The 16,952-nt window shown below is 65.1% G+C and carries 13 protein-coding genes and 1 other RNA gene; 3 read left to right on the top strand and 11 right to left on the bottom strand.

The annotated features are described in order from the left end of the window. The first annotated feature begins 54 nt into the window (after positions 1 to 54). Positions 55 to 555 carry a DUF3757 domain-containing protein gene (locus RQH86_RS05625; protein WP_311239932.1) on the top strand — a complete coding sequence of 167 codons (501 nt, stop codon included), beginning with the start codon at positions 55 to 57 and terminating at the stop codon, positions 553 to 555. Between the two features lie 24 nt (positions 556 to 579). Here the strand turns inward: RQH86_RS05625 and RQH86_RS05630 are convergent, their stop codons facing one another. The 5 genes from RQH86_RS05630 to lexA all read right to left on the bottom strand — a co-directional run bounded on the left by RQH86_RS05630 (position 580) and on the right by lexA (position 7,852). Beyond that, positions 580 to 1,398, bottom strand: coding sequence for an HDOD domain-containing protein (locus RQH86_RS05630; protein ID WP_055846276.1), 819 nt, complete (start codon positions 1,396 to 1,398; stop codon positions 580 to 582). Between the two features lie 347 nt (positions 1,399 to 1,745). Further along, positions 1,746 to 4,997, bottom strand: coding sequence for an error-prone DNA polymerase (locus RQH86_RS05635; protein ID WP_311239931.1), 3,252 nt, complete (start codon positions 4,995 to 4,997; stop codon positions 1,746 to 1,748). Positions 4,998 to 5,166: 169 nt separating this feature from the next. Then, positions 5,167 to 6,585, bottom strand: a complete 1,419-nt coding sequence (locus RQH86_RS05640) for a DNA polymerase Y family protein (RefSeq protein WP_311239930.1) — start codon at positions 6,583 to 6,585, stop codon at positions 5,167 to 5,169. Positions 6,586 to 6,594: 9 nt separating this feature from the next. Then, a complete protein-coding gene (gene imuA, locus RQH86_RS05645; protein WP_311239929.1) occupies positions 6,595 to 7,245 on the bottom strand; it encodes a translesion DNA synthesis-associated protein ImuA in 651 nt (216 codons plus the stop codon). 1 nt (position 7,246) lies between these two features. Beyond that, a complete protein-coding gene (gene lexA / locus RQH86_RS05650) occupies positions 7,247 to 7,852 on the bottom strand; it encodes a transcriptional repressor LexA (RefSeq protein ID WP_311239928.1) in 606 nt (201 codons plus the stop codon). 158 nt (positions 7,853 to 8,010) lie between these two features. Here lexA and RQH86_RS05655 point away from each other — a divergent pair, with 158 nt between their 5' ends. Together RQH86_RS05655 and RQH86_RS05660 are read left to right on the top strand one after the other, a co-directional pair. Next, positions 8,011 to 8,232 (top strand): AbrB/MazE/SpoVT family DNA-binding domain-containing protein, encoded by a 222-nt coding sequence (locus RQH86_RS05655; protein ID WP_055845667.1) that lies wholly within the window; start codon positions 8,011 to 8,013, stop codon positions 8,230 to 8,232. Positions 8,233 to 8,240: 8 nt separating this feature from the next. After that, complete coding sequence (locus RQH86_RS05660) at positions 8,241 to 8,666, top strand: type II toxin-antitoxin system death-on-curing family toxin (protein WP_055846280.1); 426 nt, start codon at positions 8,241 to 8,243, stop codon at positions 8,664 to 8,666. A gap of 220 nt (positions 8,667 to 8,886) precedes the next feature. Here the strand turns inward: RQH86_RS05660 and RQH86_RS05665 are convergent. From RQH86_RS05665 to RQH86_RS05690, 6 genes are all read right to left on the bottom strand, one after another. Next, a non-coding RNA gene (locus RQH86_RS05665) (sX9 sRNA) lies at positions 8,887 to 8,963 on the bottom strand. Positions 8,964 to 9,022: 59 nt separating this feature from the next. Further along, positions 9,023 to 10,327, bottom strand: a complete 1,305-nt coding sequence (locus RQH86_RS05670; protein ID WP_311239927.1) for a jacalin-like lectin — start codon at positions 10,325 to 10,327, stop codon at positions 9,023 to 9,025. Positions 10,328 to 10,435: 108 nt separating this feature from the next. Further along, positions 10,436 to 11,761, bottom strand: a complete 1,326-nt coding sequence (locus tag RQH86_RS05675) for a histidine-type phosphatase (RefSeq protein ID WP_311260577.1) — start codon at positions 11,759 to 11,761, stop codon at positions 10,436 to 10,438. A 275-nt stretch (positions 11,762 to 12,036) separates the two neighbouring features. Then, on the bottom strand, positions 12,037 to 14,937 hold the full coding sequence (locus RQH86_RS05680; protein ID WP_311240571.1) for a TonB-dependent receptor: 2,901 nt from the start codon (positions 14,935 to 14,937) through the stop codon (positions 12,037 to 12,039). Between the two features lie 342 nt (positions 14,938 to 15,279). After that, a complete protein-coding gene (locus tag RQH86_RS05685) occupies positions 15,280 to 16,377 on the bottom strand; it encodes a FecR domain-containing protein (protein WP_311240570.1) in 1,098 nt (365 codons plus the stop codon). Continuing rightward, positions 16,374 to 16,898, bottom strand: coding sequence for an RNA polymerase sigma factor (locus tag RQH86_RS05690; protein WP_115512300.1), 525 nt, complete (start codon positions 16,896 to 16,898; stop codon positions 16,374 to 16,376). The genes RQH86_RS05685 and RQH86_RS05690 overlap by 4 nt, the downstream gene beginning before the upstream one ends. Positions 16,899 to 16,952: the final 54 nt, after the last annotated feature.

Consider the following 16,952-nt stretch of genomic DNA (forward strand, 5'->3'; position numbering starts at 1 on the left):
CACAGTCGTTTTGTTAGCTGCTCTAAGACCGCCATGTAACCAGAGGTGCAGACCATGCAACATCCACTGACCGCCGCCCTGATGACCGGCATGCTGCTGTCGTTATCGTCAGCCGCCACCTTCGCCACACCACCCGCCGAGCACGGCGCGCAATGCCCTGACCCAGCAGAGGTGCGTTACGAGGCGGGCCGCTATCGCGCCAACGTACGACTCGGGGTGGCGTCAGGAAGCGGGGCTTGGTCCAGCACACTACAAGCCAACAATGGCAAGCCGCGGCACTTGGCCTCGGTGCTCTATTACGGCGAGTCACCCGAGACAGCGTCCAGCATGGGCGTGCTGGTCAACTGCACTTACTCCATGCGCGGCGGCAAGGAAGTGGACCTGGCGTATTTCGACAGTCGCACGCCACAGATGCAACGCAACCTGTTCGTCACCCCCAGACACCCGACGCACTGGCAACTCGATCAGCCGCCGGTAGCAGGAACGGTCCAGTTCTACACATGCGTTCGGAGTGCAGAGGACTGCGCGTTCGAACCGCTGCGTCTGGAGGAATGACGCAGCGGCACGCACTGTCTAGCCTCAGTGCAGCAGTTCGGCGAATGCGCGATCGGCCTCGATGACGTCCGGCAAGGTGGCGAACAAGCCCTCCAGGTCGACGCCGTCCATCAGCGGTGCGCGCAGCGCGTCCAATGCCTGCGGGGTGGCACCGCCGTGCGCGTGCAGTGCGTCGGAAACCTGCACCGCCTGGGCCACCAGCAACGGCATCCGTGCGCCTTCGGGCGCGGCGGCCGGGCGAACCTGGTAGGCGATGGCTTCCTGGATCACCACCGGCAATTGCCAGCGACGCACCAGCTCGGCGCCCACTTCCGGGTAGCCGAAGCCCAGTTGCAGGGTTTCTTCGGCAGCATGGCCGGCCGATGAGGTGTCGTGATTGATGCGACTGGCGTAATCCGGTGCGCCGGACTGGATCAGCAGTTCGCCGATGTTGTGCATCATCCCGCAGGTGAAGGCGGTTTCCGGGTCGAGGCCGTGCTGGCGCGCCAGCAGGCGGCAGATACCGGCCACCTCGAAACTGTGCCGCCAGAAGGCCTTGAGATCGAAGCCCGGGCCGGCGCGGAAGGCACCGGTCATGGCCGAGGCCAGCACCAGGGTGCGCAGCGTGTTGAAGCCCAGGCGCATCGCGGCGTCTTCCACGCTGGTGGAATCGCGCAAGCCGTGGAATCGCGCCGAATTGGCCAGGCGCAACACCTTGGCAGCGATCACCGGATCGCGCTCGATGGTGTGCGCCAGTGCATCGATATCGGTTTGCGGATCGTCGAATTGACGGATCAGGTCCTGCGCCACCTTGGGCACGGTGGGCAAGGTGTGCAACTGGTCGAACAACGCCTCCAACTTCATGATCGCCTCGTGGGTGAACGGATAAGCCAGCGCGGTTGCGCAGACCTGCATGGTGTAGCACAGACCGGTTGGCTGTCGGTGACCGAGGCCGGGCTTATTTATGCATGCGTGTGGATTTTTGCGCTTGAGGCGGCATCCCGCACGCCACCGGGCGGTGATCACGGCCGCCAGCGAACTCGACAGTGATGCGCAGGCGATTGCGCAGATGCCAGTCGGGATGCGGTTTGGCTGTGGATCAGTGGGGGTGACGGGCGCGCAGCGCTGCACGGTTGTACTGCGCGCAGCCGCATCAGGCGCATTGACATGACGCATCGTTGCATTGTCGCTGCGGGCTTGCTTCGGCAGCGCTAATGAAAGTCGCGCGATGGCAGCTGCATCTCGCCGAGCAGATCGCTGAGGTCGTACACGTCGCCGGCAATCAGATGCTCCACGTCGTCCACGCGCTCCCAGCGGCCACGCACGGCGAGCAAGCGCGATTCGAGCAATGCACGGCGTCGGCGCAGCGCCAGATGCGACCAGACGATGACGTTGATCATGCCGTGCTCGTCTTCCAGGGTGACGAAGATGGTGCCCTTGGCAGTGGCCGGGCGCTGCCGCTGGGTGACCAGCCCGGCCACATGCACGCCGCTGCCGTGGCGACGGCCCTGCAGGTCGCGCAGTCCCAGGATGCGCCGTTGCTGCATCTGCGGGCGCAGCAGCGCCATCGGATGCAGGCGCAGGCTCAGGCCGACCGAGCGGTAGTCGGCCAGAATCTCTTCGCCCATCCGTGGCGCTGCGAACTCCACCGCGCGTTCTTCCGGACTGCCAGGCAGCAAGGGCCGGCGTGCTTCCACGCCAGCCATCGCCCAGCGCGCGGCATTGCGATTGCCGACAAGGCTCTGCAAAGCACCGGCTTCGGCCAAGGCCAGGCGCGCCTTTTCGTCGAGTGTCGCGCGCAGGCACAGGTCGCCGATGTCGGTGAAGGCGCGTTGCGTGCGTGCGGCCACGATGCGGGTGGCCACAATTTTCGACACGCCACTGACCTGGCGCATGCCCAGCCGGATCGCCGGTTGTTCGCCGGGGTCGGCATCGCTGCACCACGCGCGGCCGCCCACCAAGGTGTTGTCCCAGTCGCTGTGCAGCACATCCACCGGCAAGACCTCCACGCGCGCGCGCTCGGGGCTGCCGCGGCGTGCGTCCTGCACGATCTGGCTGGCCGAATAAAACCCCATCGGCTGCGCATTGAGCAGCCCGCAGGCAAATGCCGCCGGTTCGTGGCGTTTGAGCCAACAGCTGGCATAGACAAGTTTGGCGAACGAGGCGGCATGACTTTGCGGAAACCCGTAGGAGCCGAAGCCTTTGATCTGTTCGAAGATCTGGTCGATGAAGCTGGAGGCATAGCCTTTGCCCTGCATGCGCTCGCGCACCCGCGCGCGATGCTGTTCCATGTCGCCACCGCGTCGCCAGGCGGCCATCGATCTACGAAGATTATCGGCTTCGCTTTCGGTGTAATCGGCCGCATGCATCAGCAGCTCCATCACCTGCTCCTGGAACAGCGGCACGCCGAGGGTCGGTTTGAGGATGTCTTCCACTTCCGGCGAGGGATAGTTGACCTCTTCGCGGCCCTGTCGCCGGCGCAGATACGGATGCACCATATCGCCCTGAATCGGCCCGGGCCGCACGATCGCCACTTCGATCACCAGGTCGTAGAACACCGCAGGCTTGAGCCGCGGCAACATCGCCATCTGCGCGCGCGATTCGATCTGGAACACGCCAACGGTATCGGCGCGCTGGATCATCTTGTAGGTGGGCGCATCCTCGCCCGGTAGCGTGGCGATGCTGTAATCGCGACCACGCTGCCCGCGCACCAGGTCCAGCGTCTTGCGGATGCAGGTCAGCATGCCCAGCGCCAGGCAATCGACCTTGAGCAGCTTCATGGTTTCCAGATCGTCCTTGTCCCACTGGATGATGGTGCGGTCGGCCATAGCGGCGTTTTCCACCGGCACCAGCATCGATAAAGGCTCATCGGAAATCACGAAGCCGCCGACATGCTGCGACAGATGACGCGGGTGATCGCGCAGGTGCTCGGTGACCGCAAGAATCTTGTTGATCAGCGGGTTGGCCAGATCGAACCCGGCCTCTTCGATGCGTTGTTCCATCGGCGTGTCGCCATTGCCCCAGCCATAGCAATTGGCCAGCAAGGCGATCTGGTCCGGTGGCAGGCCGAATGCCTTGGCCACATCGCGCACCGCGCTCTTGCCGCGGTAGCAGATCACCGTGGCGGCAAGCGCGGCGCGCTCGCGGCCGTATTTGCTGTAGACGTATTGCAGCACTTCTTCGCGGCGCTCGTGCTCGAAGTCCACGTCGATGTCCGGTGGCTCGTCGCGTTTTTCGGAGAGGAAGCGCGCCATCAGCAGACGGGTTTCGTCGGGATTGACTGCGGTGATCCCCAGCGCATAGCACACCGCCGAATTGGCCGAGGAACCACGCCCCTGGCAAAGAATGTGCTTTAACCGTGCAAACCGCACTACATCCTGCACGGTAAGAAAAAACGCCTCGTAGTTTTTCTTGGCGATCAGCGCAAGTTCTTTTTCGATGTCTTCGCGCACCTTGGCCGACACTCCCTCCGGCCACCGCTCACACATGCCGGCTTCGGTGAGCTGGCGCAGATAACTGGCGGGCGTATGGCCTTCGGGCACCAGTTCGCGCGGATAAGCGTAGTTGATGGTGGAAATATCGAAGGTGCAGCGTGCGGCCAACTCCACCGTGGCTTGCAACAACGCAACCGGATAGATGTTGCCCAAGGCGCGCCGCGTGCGCAGATGGCGCTCGCCATTGCGGAACAGATGCGCACCGCACTCGGCCAGCGGAGTGGTGTGGCGGATGGCGGTCAAGGTGTCCTGCACGATGCGCTCGCGGCGCTGCGCCATGTGCACATCGCCGCTGGCCAAGGCGGTCATGCCCAGTTGCTGCGCCAACTGTTGCAAGGCGTGCAGACGCGCCGCGTCGTCCTGCTCGCGATGCAGTTCCACTGCCAGAAACGCGTGCGCGCCGAACACCTGTTGCAACCAGGCGCCCTGCTCTGCCTGCGGCTGCGCGCCAGGCAACCACAGCGCAAAGACACCGGGCACAACATCGCGGAACTGCGCCTGCACCTCCGCACGCCCCAAACGATAATCGCCCTTGCCCGCAGCGCGCCGTGCGGTGGTGATCAAGCTGCACAACTGTGGATACCCCTGCGCATGCTCCACCAACAGCACAAAGCGGGTGCCATCGACGAGGGTGAATTCACTGCCGACGATCAGCCGCACGCCGGTGGCGCGCGCCGCTTCCAGGCCACGCACGATGCCGGCCAGCGAACATTCGTCGGTGATGGCCAGTGCGCTGTACCCGCAGTGTTGCGCGCGCACGAACAACTGTTCGGCACTGGAGGCGCCACGCAAAAACGAAAAGTCCGACAGACAATGCAGCTCGGCATAGGCAGGCAGGCCATCGGCGAGCTGCGCATGGGTGATGTCGTCGTTGGCCGCGCGCAGCCGTGCTGCGACATTCCAGGCGCGCGGCATGCGCCCGCCCGGCGTGTCGCGGTCCACGCCATCGACAGCGTCATCCCAGCTCATGCGCGCATCCCTTCAACCATAGCGCTGCCACCGCAGCGTCTTTGCAATGCGCGGCAGATCGTTGGGTTACAGCAGCCCTTCGCGTCATGCTGCATCGGACGCTTGCGGCAGCGCTGCGATGCCCCCCCCAGGCACCCCACGCTGCGCTCTGGCAGTGGCATGCGCCGGATCACGCGAACCACCCATGCAGCATCCAGCCTTGGACATGGCCAGGCGCGGCAAAGACCCAGCCGCGTCGGCCGCGTGCGGTCTCCACCACGTAGTAATCGCGACGCGCCTCGTCGTCGTCCCACCAGCCGCTTTCCAGCCGCTCGGGGCCGGAGACGATGCGCAGGTGCGGATCGTGCAGAGGCACCGGCTGCGGCAGCAACCAGGTGGGCCGCGGCGGACGTGGCGGCGCTGCGGTTTCGCGCACCGCATCACCGATGGCGCGGCGCCAGGCGCGTTCCGGGCGCGGGTCATCGGCCGGCAGCACGCGGTACACCGCCTCATCGCCCAGGCGCGCACGCAGCCGTTCGCGCAGTTGCGGCCAGTCCACCGACTGCTGCGCACGTTGGTCGAACAAGTCGCGCATCGCCGGCACGAACGGCGGCAACTGGCGCGCCAACAGCCGCATCGCCACTACCGGCCGCGGAATTTCCACCCGCTCCAGCCGGTTGCGGGCCAGCTCGAACAACAACGTTGGCGCACGCTCCGGCGTCAGCAGGCCGATCTCGACATCGGTGGCGCCCTGTTCGTGTTCCAGACGCAGCAAAAAACGTTGCACGCCGCCATCGCGAATGGACAGATAGGTGCACAGATCGCCGATCAACCTGCGCAGCGGGAACAGCAAGGCCGGATGGGTTTCCACCTCGTAGCCCAGCTCCACGCGTTGGTCGAAGTGGTCCGGAGGGGCGTAGTACTCCAGCGTGTCATCGGCGTTACCGTAGAGCCGGTCCAGATGATCGAGCAGGCCGGCACCGAAACGCCGCTGCAGGCCGTCGCGCGGCAAGGCACGTACCGGGGCGAGCGTGCGCACGCCCATGTGCTGCAGGCGCTCGCCGGCATCGCCGGGCAAGGCGGCACGGCGCACCGGCACCTTGTCGAGGGTGCTGTGCAAGTCCGGCAATTGGGTCACCGCCATGCCATCGCGCAACCCGGCCAGCACGCGCGCCGCGCGTGGCGTGGGTGCCAGCGCAAGCCGGTGCTGAAATCCCAATGCCTGCAACTCGTCGCGCAGGCGGCGCTCGAAACGTGGCCACGGGCCGAACAAGCGAAAACTCGCGCCCGCCTCCAGCACGATGGCGCGCGACCATTGCTGGCTCACCAACGAACTGTGCCGGTACGCCCAGGCCGCAAGAAAGCGTTGCGTGCGCGCTTCGTTCTGCGCGTCGTAATCGATCGTGCGTACCTGCGCCATCAAGGCGTGTGCCGCAGACAGGCGCATGCCTGGTTTCAATCCCGCAGCGGCAGCGGCGGCATTGACCGAATGCAGGCTGCGCAGCTGCGCCGGCCCCTGCACCAGCACCAGCGGCGCCTGCGGCTCTTCAAGCCGCCGTAGAACGGCGTCCAGTGCCAGCTGCGGCAATAAGATGCAGGCCCACAACATGCGCGCGCCTCAATGCGCCAGCCGCAACGGCTGCGAGGGCACTTGGCCGCCGCGGCACTTGCGCACCTGCCAGGCATCGCGCTCGGGCAGAAATTCCAGCCGCAAGGCCGCCGGCGATGCATTGACCGCGTGGCGACGATCGCGCAACGCAAACGCGCAGCAATTGCCGCTGTCGGCCGCGACCTGCAGCCGCCGCAAGGCGCGCGCATCGCCGGTCTGCGGCCAGCCCAACACCGCCGCGCAGGCGCCGCTGCGCAGGCATTGTTCAAATGCCCACAAGGCGTCGCGCGGCTCGGCCTGCACCACTTCCAGATGCTCCAGCACCACCCCGCCCGCCTGCCAGGCCGGCGCGTACGGGATGAAGGGCGGCGCCACCAGCACCACCCGGCTGCTGGCGCCGGTCATCCGCGCCAGCGTGGGCAACAACAAGGCGATCTCGCCGATGCCATGTGCGGGCAACAGCAACTCGGTGAGCGCCCGCCGCGGCCAGCCGCCATCGGGCAGCAGCGCATCCAGTGCAGCATGCCCGGTGGATTCGCCGCCATTGGCCGTGGCGGTGCCCTGGCCTGCACGCCATACCGTGCGCGCGGCCAGCAAGGCATCCAGCGGCATGGCCAGCGCGGCATTGCCGTGGTGTCGCAGCTGGACGGGCTCGCTCATCTCAACCCTGCCGGATCAGGCCGCAGTACAGTCCTTCGATCGCGAAGTCGGCGTCGGCCGCCACCACGATCGGCGCATGCGTGCGGTTGCGCGGCAGCAGCCGGATGCGCTCGGCGCCGCGTTCCAGGCGTTTGATGGTGATTTCGCCATCCACCCGCGCCACCACGATCTGCCCATCGCGCGCGTCGTTGCTGCGATGCACGCCGACCAGGTCGCCATCCAGGATGCCGTCGTCGATCATCGAGTCGCCCTGCACTTGCAGCAGGTAATCCGGGCGCAGCGAAAACAGCGTGCGGTCCAGCCACAGCTGTCGCTCCAGCCCGATATCCGCCCCGATCGGCACACCGGCCGCCACCCGACCCAGCACCGGCAAGGCCAGCAAAGCATCGCGCCCGGCGCCGCCTGGCACGCGGATGCCGCGCTTCTGGTTGGGCAGCAATTCGATCAACCCGGCCTCGGCCAATGCCTGCACGTGCTTTTGCGCGGCATTGCGCGAGGCAAAGCCGAACGCCTGCGCGATCTCGGCCAGGCTGGGCGATACGCCGGCCTGGGCCTGCTGCTGCAGGAAGGCCAGCACCGCAGCACGTTTGGGGGACAAGGGCGTCATGGAGAACAAGGACTGCGCGGGACAAGGTGTACATTTGTACACTTATCGGTCGCAGCAGGCGAGATTGGCTGGTGCAGGTTGCTGAGCCGCTCAGCACGGCTGCTTGCGAGCGTACGATCAAAGAGTTATAACTTATGTAATAACGCAAAAGGGCTGCCATGAAACTCAAGATCACTGCCATCGGCAACTCCGCCGGCGTCATCCTGCCCAAGGATCTGCTTGCGCGTTTGCGCCTGGGCAAAGGCGACGAGCTGTATGCGCTGGAAACGCCCGACGGCATCAAGCTGACCGCCTTCGACCCCACCCTGGCCGCGCAAATGGAAGTGGCCGAGCAAGTGATGCGCGAGGATCGTCAGGTGCTCAACAAGCTGGCCAAATGAACACGCGCATGGTCGTGTGGATCACGCGCGGACTTGCCTCGGCCATCCATGAGCGTCAATTGAGCGAACACGGCGGCGCTGCTGGCGTGCGCGACGAGGCATTGCTGGATTCGGCATTGGCACGTCCGCAACAGCTATTTTCCTACGGCGATCCTCCACCGGACCTGGTGGAGTTGACCGCAAGCCTGGCCTACGGGCTGGCGCGCAATCACCCCTTCGTCGATGGCAACAAGCGCACTGCCCATGTCTGCTATCGCGTGTTCCTGATGCTCAATGGTGCCGAGCTCATGGCGTCGCAGGAAGAGAAGTATGTCGCCATGATGGGATTAGCAGATGGCGCGTGGAGCGAAGCCGAATTTGCTCACTGGTTGCGCCCACGTGTGCGCTTGCGTGCAGACACGCAGGTACATGAGCCGCAGGGTCAGTACGGTTGATGCGTTGTCGGCGCCATGCGGGTCGCATGCGATGGGTGTACTGACCTTCCCTACAGCTGCGACGTTTTGCATGCACAACTGTATCTCTCTACACAAGAACAGCGACGCCGCGACCCATCGCCTGCGGCATCGCTTGGCAGCTTGCGCATCGTGGCCCTCCATGGCCGTGCATCGCCAAGTTGCAGCTGCGTGATGTCTGCCTGACAACGCGCCGAAGAGCGGCTCAAAAAACGTAGCGAGCAGTCGCCAGGTGGGCGTGGACAGCGCACTCGGAAGCGGCGTGTACGCGTGGTACATGCCGCACCAAGCACCGGCCACGCCCGCCTGGCGGTGAGCACAGTCGTTCTGTTGGCTACTCAATCCTTCGCATACACCACACCCAACTTATCGATCTCGTCGCCGGCACGGCCAGTGAAACCGGCGATGTGCCAGCCGCTGGGAGCGGTCAGCGTATAGCGCTCGTTGCTCGGGGTGCCCACCTGTACGCTGCGGCCGGTGTTGGTGCGCAGGCTCAGCGAAAACACGCGGGTGCTGTCGTTGTACTTGCCCACGCTGAAGGTGGCCGAAGACAGCGTTTCGTTGGCACCCAGCGACAAGGTCGTTGCCTGCCCGCCACTGCCGCCATGCGCCAGCAGTTTGCCGCTGTCCAGGATCACACCTACGCCATCCAGGCGCTCACCGCCGCGCAAGGTCACGCCACTGAGTCGGCGAGCGCCGGGATTGCCGGCCAGGTCGTTGAACGGAATGCCGTGCGGGCCACCGAACTGATCGCTGGTGCGCAGTTGATCGCCCACCGCCCAACCGAACTGCGTATACACCGGGTAATGATCGGACAAGGGCTTGCCGGCGCTGTCATAGAAGCCGCCAGCATCGAGCTGATAGCGATTGGCCACCAGGGTCAGTTGCGGTGCATCGCGGTACAACATCTTGTCGACCACCTCGCAGCTATTGGTGGGCGGCGTGCCGCAGAGCAGCGGCGTGGCACCGGACGCCGGTGCGCTGCCCTTGATCAATTCCACCCACGCATCGGTGAGCCCGTTGGAGGCGATCAGTTCGCGGATGTTGTCGTCGCTGCGGGTGTAGCGCGTGTTGGAATCCATCATCACCAACACCGCGTTACCGGCCGACCAGGTCTGGATGAACTGCGAGAGCTGACCGATATTGGCGCGACGTGCGGACAGATCGCCCGCTTCGACACCGGCATTGGGGTGCGCGTTGTAGACGTCCAGCAACACGCCATCGGCCAGGCGGACGCGCATGTAACTGAAACCTTTCGGGGTCAGGCAGTCGGTGCCGTTGCACTGCTTCCACTTGACCCGCGTGAAGTCGCTGAAGGGATAGTTGCTGAGCGTATTGAGCCCATCACCCAACGCGGCGCCACCACTGGTGGCGGTGCGATACGGATGCGCATCGCCGGCGTACAACGCGGCATGGTAGTTGAAGTCTTCCTGCACATGGACCAGGCCGTAAGACGCCAGTTTTGGTGCCAGCAGTGCGGTGTTGGTGGCCGGCGTTCCGCTGGACAGCCCTTCGGGCAGACCGGCGACGTTGTAGGTCAGCACGTCGAGCACGCCGACGGTTGTTTGTGCCTGGGCAGTGCTGGCGCAGGCAAGGCTTAGAGCGATTCCGAGACTGACGAGTGTGCCTAAATGCTGGAGCATGGATCACCTCTTGCAGAAAGGAAAAACGGCTGGCACAGCGGCCAGAAAAGCGGCGTCCACGACGCCGATGCGACCACGTGCGCCGGCCATTGGCCGGCGCACGCAGCGTCATTCGCTCAGGTACTGCGGGTCGATCGCCGCGTCGATCAATGTCGCCAAGGTCGGTAGCGGGCAGTCGTATTCCGGCGTGGCACTGCTGCAGCCGGGAATGAAGACCGGCGAGGACGGCGGTGGCGCCTGCGCTGTGAGCGTGCGGCGTTCGCGCAGTTGCGCCAGGGTCTGCGCGGTGTAGCGCACGCGGATCACGCGTTGCCCGTCGGCACGCCGCCAACGCTCGAACACCAACGCACCACCGGGCACGGTCTGGTCGGGCTGATACCCCGGCAGCTGCCAATGCAGATCGAACATGCCGGCCAGCAAGGTCAGCGTGCCGTCGTGACCGGACAGCACCACCAGCCGTGCATCCCCACCAATCGGCGTGGCGTGCGCGGTATTGGTGTGTGCGCTGCGATTGGGATCGCTGCCTTGCTGCAAGGTTGCCAGTAGCCGCGCCGCCAATGGCGAACTGGCCATACGCGCCACCGTCGGCGCACGCAGGCGCAACGCGAACTCGGCTTGATGCGGTGCAAATGCGCGCAGCAGGCTGGCTTCGTCGAGGCCTTGCCAACCCAGTGCGGCAAAGTCCTGGCCGTCGGCCCAGCCCATCAACAGACTCTCGCTGATACCCGATGCGGCCGGTGCCGGGCCTTCGACTCCGGCAATGCCGTCATGTGCATCGCCCATACGTGCGGGCACTGCATCCAGGCGTCGCTTGCCGGCACCGGCCTGCGCCGGGCACGGCCGTTGCGCGCACTGCAATAGCAGTTGTTGCAAGGTGTCGATCGCATCGTGCTGGGCCGCATTCCAGCCCGCGACATCGCCACCGACGCGGCCAGCGATGGCCGCGCGCATCAGGTCGGCGGCAGCAGGTTGGCGCACCGCCGGCGCGCCATCGAACAACGGATCGGACGCACCATCGGCAACGTGGTGCACCGTGTTCGTGCACCCCGGCGTGAGCGTACGTGCCAGCGCCTGTGCCGAGGCGATGGTGCGCTGGGTGCGATTTGCCCAGTAATACACGCTGTCGCAGCCATCGCCATCGAACAGGCCGAGCGGTGCGTAATGGGCGCGATAGTAGCTACCGAACAATGCTTCCAGACGTGCGCCGTTCTCGGTCAGGTGACCGGCCGGCACGCCGAAGCGTGGCCAGGGACGTGCGGAATACCTGCCCAATGCTTCCGGGCTGGACATCGCCGCACGCACGCCGTGGCGTTTGAGGATGACGACTTTTTCAAGCGTCTCCGGCACTGCGGCGGCGTGCACGGTTCCCAGTGGAACCAGCGCAGCAACGACAGCAGCAAAAAATCCGAAACACAGACGCGGCAGTGATGACATGCATTCGATCTCGATCGTGGCGCGCCACGCATGACGCGATAGGGCGCAGCGTGCAGTGGCAACAACGCCACAGCGGGCGCCGTTGCAGGTGCAGAGGACGCCTTGCTGGAAGGCGCCCGGTTGTGGCCTCAGTGGTTGCCGGCAACGCTGGATCGGTGATCGGAACGGCTGCGCCACCAGACGGCGGCTGCAGCATGTCGCGCTGCACCCGTGCCAGATCGAGCGCAGCGTCCTCGGCCCATTAATTCCAGCGCACCGGCCTGCCTTGGCCACACTCAGAAACGCGCGCGTAGCCCCAACGACCAGGTGCGGCCGTAGTCGGTATAGCCACCGAACAGATGATCGCCCACAAACTGGCGCTGAACTTCACCGGTGAGGTTGATCGCGTTGACGAACACCGACAGCGTGTCGTTGACCTTGTAAGCCACGTTGGCATCCAGGCTGCCGAACTTGTCGCTGTTGAGCGTGGCCACATTGGCGGTGCCGACGGCATTGAGAATCTCGTCGCTCCAGCTGTAACTGACACGCGCCATCAACGGGCCCTTCTCGTAGAACAGCACGGCGTTGTAGGTATTCTTGGCCACGCCTTCCAGGCTGTCGGTAAAGCTGCTGCTACCGTCGTGATAGGTCGCCTTGCTGTCGGTCCAGGTGTAGTTGAGCTGCATGCCCAGGCCATCCAGCGGCGACGGCAAGCCGGTAAACACCTGCTGATACGCCACCTCTGCACCCTGCACCATCGCCTTGCTGCCGTTGGTCTTGGACGACAGCAGATAGGTCTGGCCTTCGTAGACCAGGTTGGACATCTGAGTCTGGATGAAGCTGGAAATATCCTTGTAGAACAGCCCGCCGGTCAGCGCCGAGGTCCCATCGATGTACCACTCGAAGGTCAGGTCGTACTGCCATGCTTCGAACGGTTGCAGCGCGGGATTGCCGCCACTGGCGGTGAGGATTTCGCCACTGGAATTGAAAGTGAGTTTGGACGACAGGTCGGTGAGGTCCGGGCGTGTGATCACCTTCGCTGCGGAGGTGCGCAACACCATGTCATCGCGCACATCCCAGGCCGCATTGAACGACGGCAGCACGTTGGTATAGCTGCGCTCGAAATGCACTGGCTGGGCCGTGCCGTTGACATCGGCATGACCATCGGTGGCCTGCTCGGTGCGCACCACGCGCGCACCGAGGTTGCCGCGCAGCTCGCGGCCGGCCAGATCGGTACCGAAATCGGTCATCGCGTAGGCCGAAGCGATCTTTTCCTGCACCTCATAGGAATTCTGCAGATCCGCGCTGTTGGGCGTATTGCGCAGATCGGCGCTGGTGGGCCAATTGCCCCAGAACGCGGATTCGACCGGTGCCAGCCACTGCCGCGGCAGGTTGCCGTTGGCGTCAGCCAGCATGTCGTTGACCGGCAATGCGGTGAAGTTAGTGGCCGGGAAGCGCACCCCGGCGATGCTGTTGAGCAGCAGGTCGGCACGGTCATAGGTGCGTGAGCGCTCGCGATATTTGGCGCCTACCTTGATGTCGCGGAAGAAGCTGCCGTCGAGCGTACGTTTGGCATCGAACTGCAGTGCGTCTTCCTTGTCGCGCGCATCGATCTGCCGCCATTCCAGGCGGCGTCCTGCCACGGTGGCCGGGTTGGTCGGATCAAAACCGTTGGTGAAGCTCCAATCCGGCACGTTATCGCCATCGGCTTGCGGCATGTCCACGCGCATCGACAGGTTGGTGCCGCTGCGCAGGCGTGTGCGTCGGATCGGGTCCGAATCGTAGCTATGCGCCTGCGAGTGGAACGCCACCGCGCCCAGCGTCCACTGGTCGCCGCTCCAGGTGCTGGACAGGCGCGCACTGCGGTTGTCGTCGGTGATACCGGAGGTTTCGCGCGAGATCTGCACCTGTCCATTGCGGTAGTCGAAGCCAGTGATACCGCCGTTTTCCACGCGCAGGTTGCTCATCCTGGACAGATTGTCGAAGCCGACACCCATGCTGTATTCGTCGTAATGCACGGTCTGCTTGGCGTAGAGCAGATCCAGCGTGGTTTCCCACTGCGCGCTGGGCTTCCATTGCAGCGACGCCGCAACGCCGGTGCGTTCGCGCTCTTCCAGCTCCAGCGTCGGGCGCAGACCGGTCGGCACGTAATTGGCACCGGGTACGCCCGGCACACCGCTGCGGTAGTAGTCCCAGCTCACCTCGTTGACGCGGTCCTGGCGCAGCGTGCGTTGCGCATACGCGCCAGAGATCAGCATGCCGAAGGTGCCTTCGGCATTGACCCAGTTGAACAGGCCGGACACGCGCGGATCGTTGGCATGGGTGCGTTGCGCCTGGCTCGATTCCAGCGACACATTGGCCAGTGTCTTGCCCAGTTCCAATGGGCGGAACGTGCGCACATTGACGATGCCGCCGATGGCGCCTTCATCCAGATCCGCAGTGGGGCTCTTGATCACATCCAGCCCGGACACCAGTTCGGCCGGCAGCGTGTCGTAGCGAAACTGCCGCCCGGTCTGGCCGGAGGTGCGCACGTTTTCGTTGACCGCCATGGTCTGGCCATTGAGCGTGGTGACCTGAAAGTTCGGGCCCAGGCCACGCACGCGTACATACACGCCTTCGCCGCGGTCACGCACGATCGACACGCCAGGCACCCGCTGCAACGCTTCGGCCACGTTTTGTGCCGGCAACTTGCCGATGTCCTCTGCCGCAATCACATCCACCACGCTGTCGGCATAGCGCTTCTGCCGCAACGCGGCGCTGAGGCTGCCGGCATAACTGCCGAGTACCTGGATGCTGTCCAGCTCCTGCACCGGTGCGTCTGCGCGTGGTACTGGCGCGTTCGCCACTGCCGCCGACGTCGGGGACACCTGCGGCTGCGCGCCAGGCGCGTCCTGGGCTGTTTCGATGGTCACCGTGGTCGGATTGAGATAGCGATAGCGCAGGCCGGTACCGGCAAGCAATTGCTGCAAGGCCTGCTCCGGCGCGATGCCGGCAGTGGTGGCACGGGTCTGCGGGTTGCCGGCAACGCCTGCGGCATACACGAATTGCAGACCGGTCTGACGCGACAAGGCATTGAGTGCACGTGCCAACGGCTGGGCGGGAATCGCATCGACCGACACGGCCACCGGCGTGGTCTGGGCACCGGCAGTACCGGCATGCAACGCGAGAGCAATCGAAAGAACCAACGTACGACGCATCGTGGAATCCAGTAGGGGAGGAAGCAATGCGCAGCGCCACGCACAGGCGGGAATGCTGCGTTGTACCCGGACTACGAGGGACGACAGCGACGATCGGGCACCGGTTTTTGATGAATTTTCTGTGACACGTACTTGGTGCCGGCGCGCATGCACGCAGGCGCACGACGCTGAGTGAGCGATGCGGGTGCATCTGGGCGCGTGCGCAGGCTGGCCAATCTTGAGAGGGACATGGCAGCTGTCGGAGCGCGGCATGCACACGATGCCGCTCAGCCGGGCGCGCCTGGCTCGGGGATGTCAGGTGGGCCACGACGGTGCTATTGGTGCCACTCCCCGCCGCTGTCGTCAGTGCGCAGCGGCGCCCTGCGCTGGTCGGCTGCTCACGCGCAACACGCCCGGTGCAGCGACCACGAGCAGGTTGGGTTGGTCGTCGAGAAACGCGCGCAGCGAGGCGACATCGTCGCCACGCAGATTACCGGTGAGCCGCAACGCGCCGGCGGCGGCATCGTCGATGAGCAGGCGGGTGCGATTGAGCCGATTGAAATCCTCGGCCACGGTGGTCAGCGGTGCGTCGCGGAACACGATGCGCCGCTGCCACCACGCATGCATCGCGGCGACATCCTCGTTGGACACGTCGACCCGGCCGGACACAGCGTCGATCCGTGCGCTCTGCCCGGCGCCCAGGTTCGCCAGCATCGGCTGCTGCTTGCGGTCATCGCGCCACACGTGCACGCGGCCCTCGGTGACTTCGATGCGCGCCTGCTGCCGATACAACGCAATATCGAAGGTGGTGCCGATATCCTCCACACGCAGACGGCCCGCATACACCTGCAACCGACGGCGGTCCTGGGCCACTTCAAAGCTGGCCTGACCCTTCAGCAATTGCAGGCGACGACTCCACGGCGTCATGGTCGCGCGCACGCTGCTCAGCGCGTTCAGATGCACCACGCTGCGATCGGCCAATTGCACGCGGCGCTGCTCGCCATGCGCGGTGGCATAGGTCTGCGTGCGCGGCCATGCCCAGCCGGTCAAGACCGCCACACCGCACACCGCTGCTGCCAAACCCAGGCTCCAGCCGCGGACACGCGCACTGCGCTGACCATCGGTGCGGCCCGGCGGCGGCGCATGTCGAGGCTGTTGTGGTTGTGGTAATCGCGACGGCAACGGCAACACGATCACATTGCGCGACGCTGCAGCCGCACGCGTACGGCGATCGCCATCGAGCAAGGCATCCACATCCAGCTGCATGCCACGCAAGGCATCGCCCAGCTCACCGGCCATGCGCAGCACGGCCATGTATTCGCGCACATGCAGCGGCGATGCGGTCAGCCATTGCATGAAGCTGGCTTGCTGCTGTGCATCCAGCGCCTGCATGCGTTGCAGTGCATGCCAGTGCGCGGCCTCGCTCGCAGCCCTGCGGGTGGCCCAAAGACGCGTACTCACCAGCTCTCCCCGCTGTCGGCAACCGCCTGCCTGCACGCCGACAACCCACGTACCACATGTTTCTTGACCATATGCGCAGACACGCCCATGCGCTCGGCGATCTGTTTGTAGCTGAGCCCATCGCGGTATTGCATCACCAGCACCGCGCAGGTGCGCTCGGGCAAGGTCGCCAGCAAGGCCTGCAACCGTTGCTGGCGCTGCTGACGGTGCGCGGCGTCTTCCACATCCTCGCCTGCAGCCAGCAATTGCGAAAACTGTTCCATTTCTTCGATCTGCAACGGCGCCTGCTTGCGGCGCACCGCCTGCTCGCGCGCAAGATTGAGCGCCACCGTGTACAGATAGGCTTCCGGATTGGCGATGCCCTCGCCCTGGTCCTGCTGCGCGCGCAACAGGCGTAGATAGGTTTCCTGCACTAGGTCCTCGGCGTCCTCCTTGGCACCGCGGCGCACAAAAAAACCGCGCAGCACAGATCCGTGCTGCGTGAACACCTGGGTCCACGCGCGGCTGGCGTTGGCTTTCATCGTGCGCGCTCCCCTTGCGCTGGGTGGGCTAGCCTGGCCAATTCAGGTGACACC

Origin of the sequence: Xanthomonas sp. WCS2018Noco2-27, from assembly GCF_031843525.1 — a bacterium.
Classification (GTDB): domain Bacteria; phylum Pseudomonadota; class Gammaproteobacteria; order Xanthomonadales; family Xanthomonadaceae; genus Xanthomonas.

Excerpts from the sequence above, each read along its gene's own strand:
- RQH86_RS05630 (WP_055846276.1), bottom strand. The coding sequence starts at position 1,398 with ATGAAGTTGGAGGCGTTGTTCGACCAGTTGCACACCTTGCCCACCGTG.
- RQH86_RS05625 (WP_311239932.1), top strand. The coding sequence starts at position 55 with ATGCAACATCCACTGACCGCCGCCCTGATGACCGGCATGCTGCTGTCG.
- RQH86_RS05680 (WP_311240571.1), bottom strand. The coding sequence starts at position 14,937 with ATGCGTCGTACGTTGGTTCTTTCGATTGCTCTCGCGTTGCATGCCGGT.
- RQH86_RS05655 (WP_055845667.1), top strand. The coding sequence starts at position 8,011 with ATGAAACTCAAGATCACTGCCATCGGCAACTCCGCCGGCGTCATCCTG.
- RQH86_RS05670 (WP_311239927.1), bottom strand. The coding sequence starts at position 10,327 with ATGCTCCAGCATTTAGGCACACTCGTCAGTCTCGGAATCGCTCTAAGC.
- RQH86_RS05660 (WP_055846280.1), top strand. The coding sequence starts at position 8,241 with ATGGTCGTGTGGATCACGCGCGGACTTGCCTCGGCCATCCATGAGCGT.
- RQH86_RS05635 (WP_311239931.1), bottom strand. The coding sequence starts at position 4,997 with ATGAGCTGGGATGACGCTGTCGATGGCGTGGACCGCGACACGCCGGGC.
- RQH86_RS05690 (WP_115512300.1), bottom strand. The coding sequence starts at position 16,898 with ATGAAAGCCAACGCCAGCCGCGCGTGGACCCAGGTGTTCACGCAGCAC.
- lexA (WP_311239928.1), bottom strand. The coding sequence starts at position 7,852 with ATGACGCCCTTGTCCCCCAAACGTGCTGCGGTGCTGGCCTTCCTGCAG.
- RQH86_RS05640 (WP_311239930.1), bottom strand. The coding sequence starts at position 6,585 with ATGTTGTGGGCCTGCATCTTATTGCCGCAGCTGGCACTGGACGCCGTT.
- RQH86_RS05675 (WP_311260577.1), bottom strand. The coding sequence starts at position 11,761 with ATGTCATCACTGCCGCGTCTGTGTTTCGGATTTTTTGCTGCTGTCGTT.
- imuA (WP_311239929.1), bottom strand. The coding sequence starts at position 7,245 with ATGAGCGAGCCCGTCCAGCTGCGACACCACGGCAATGCCGCGCTGGCC.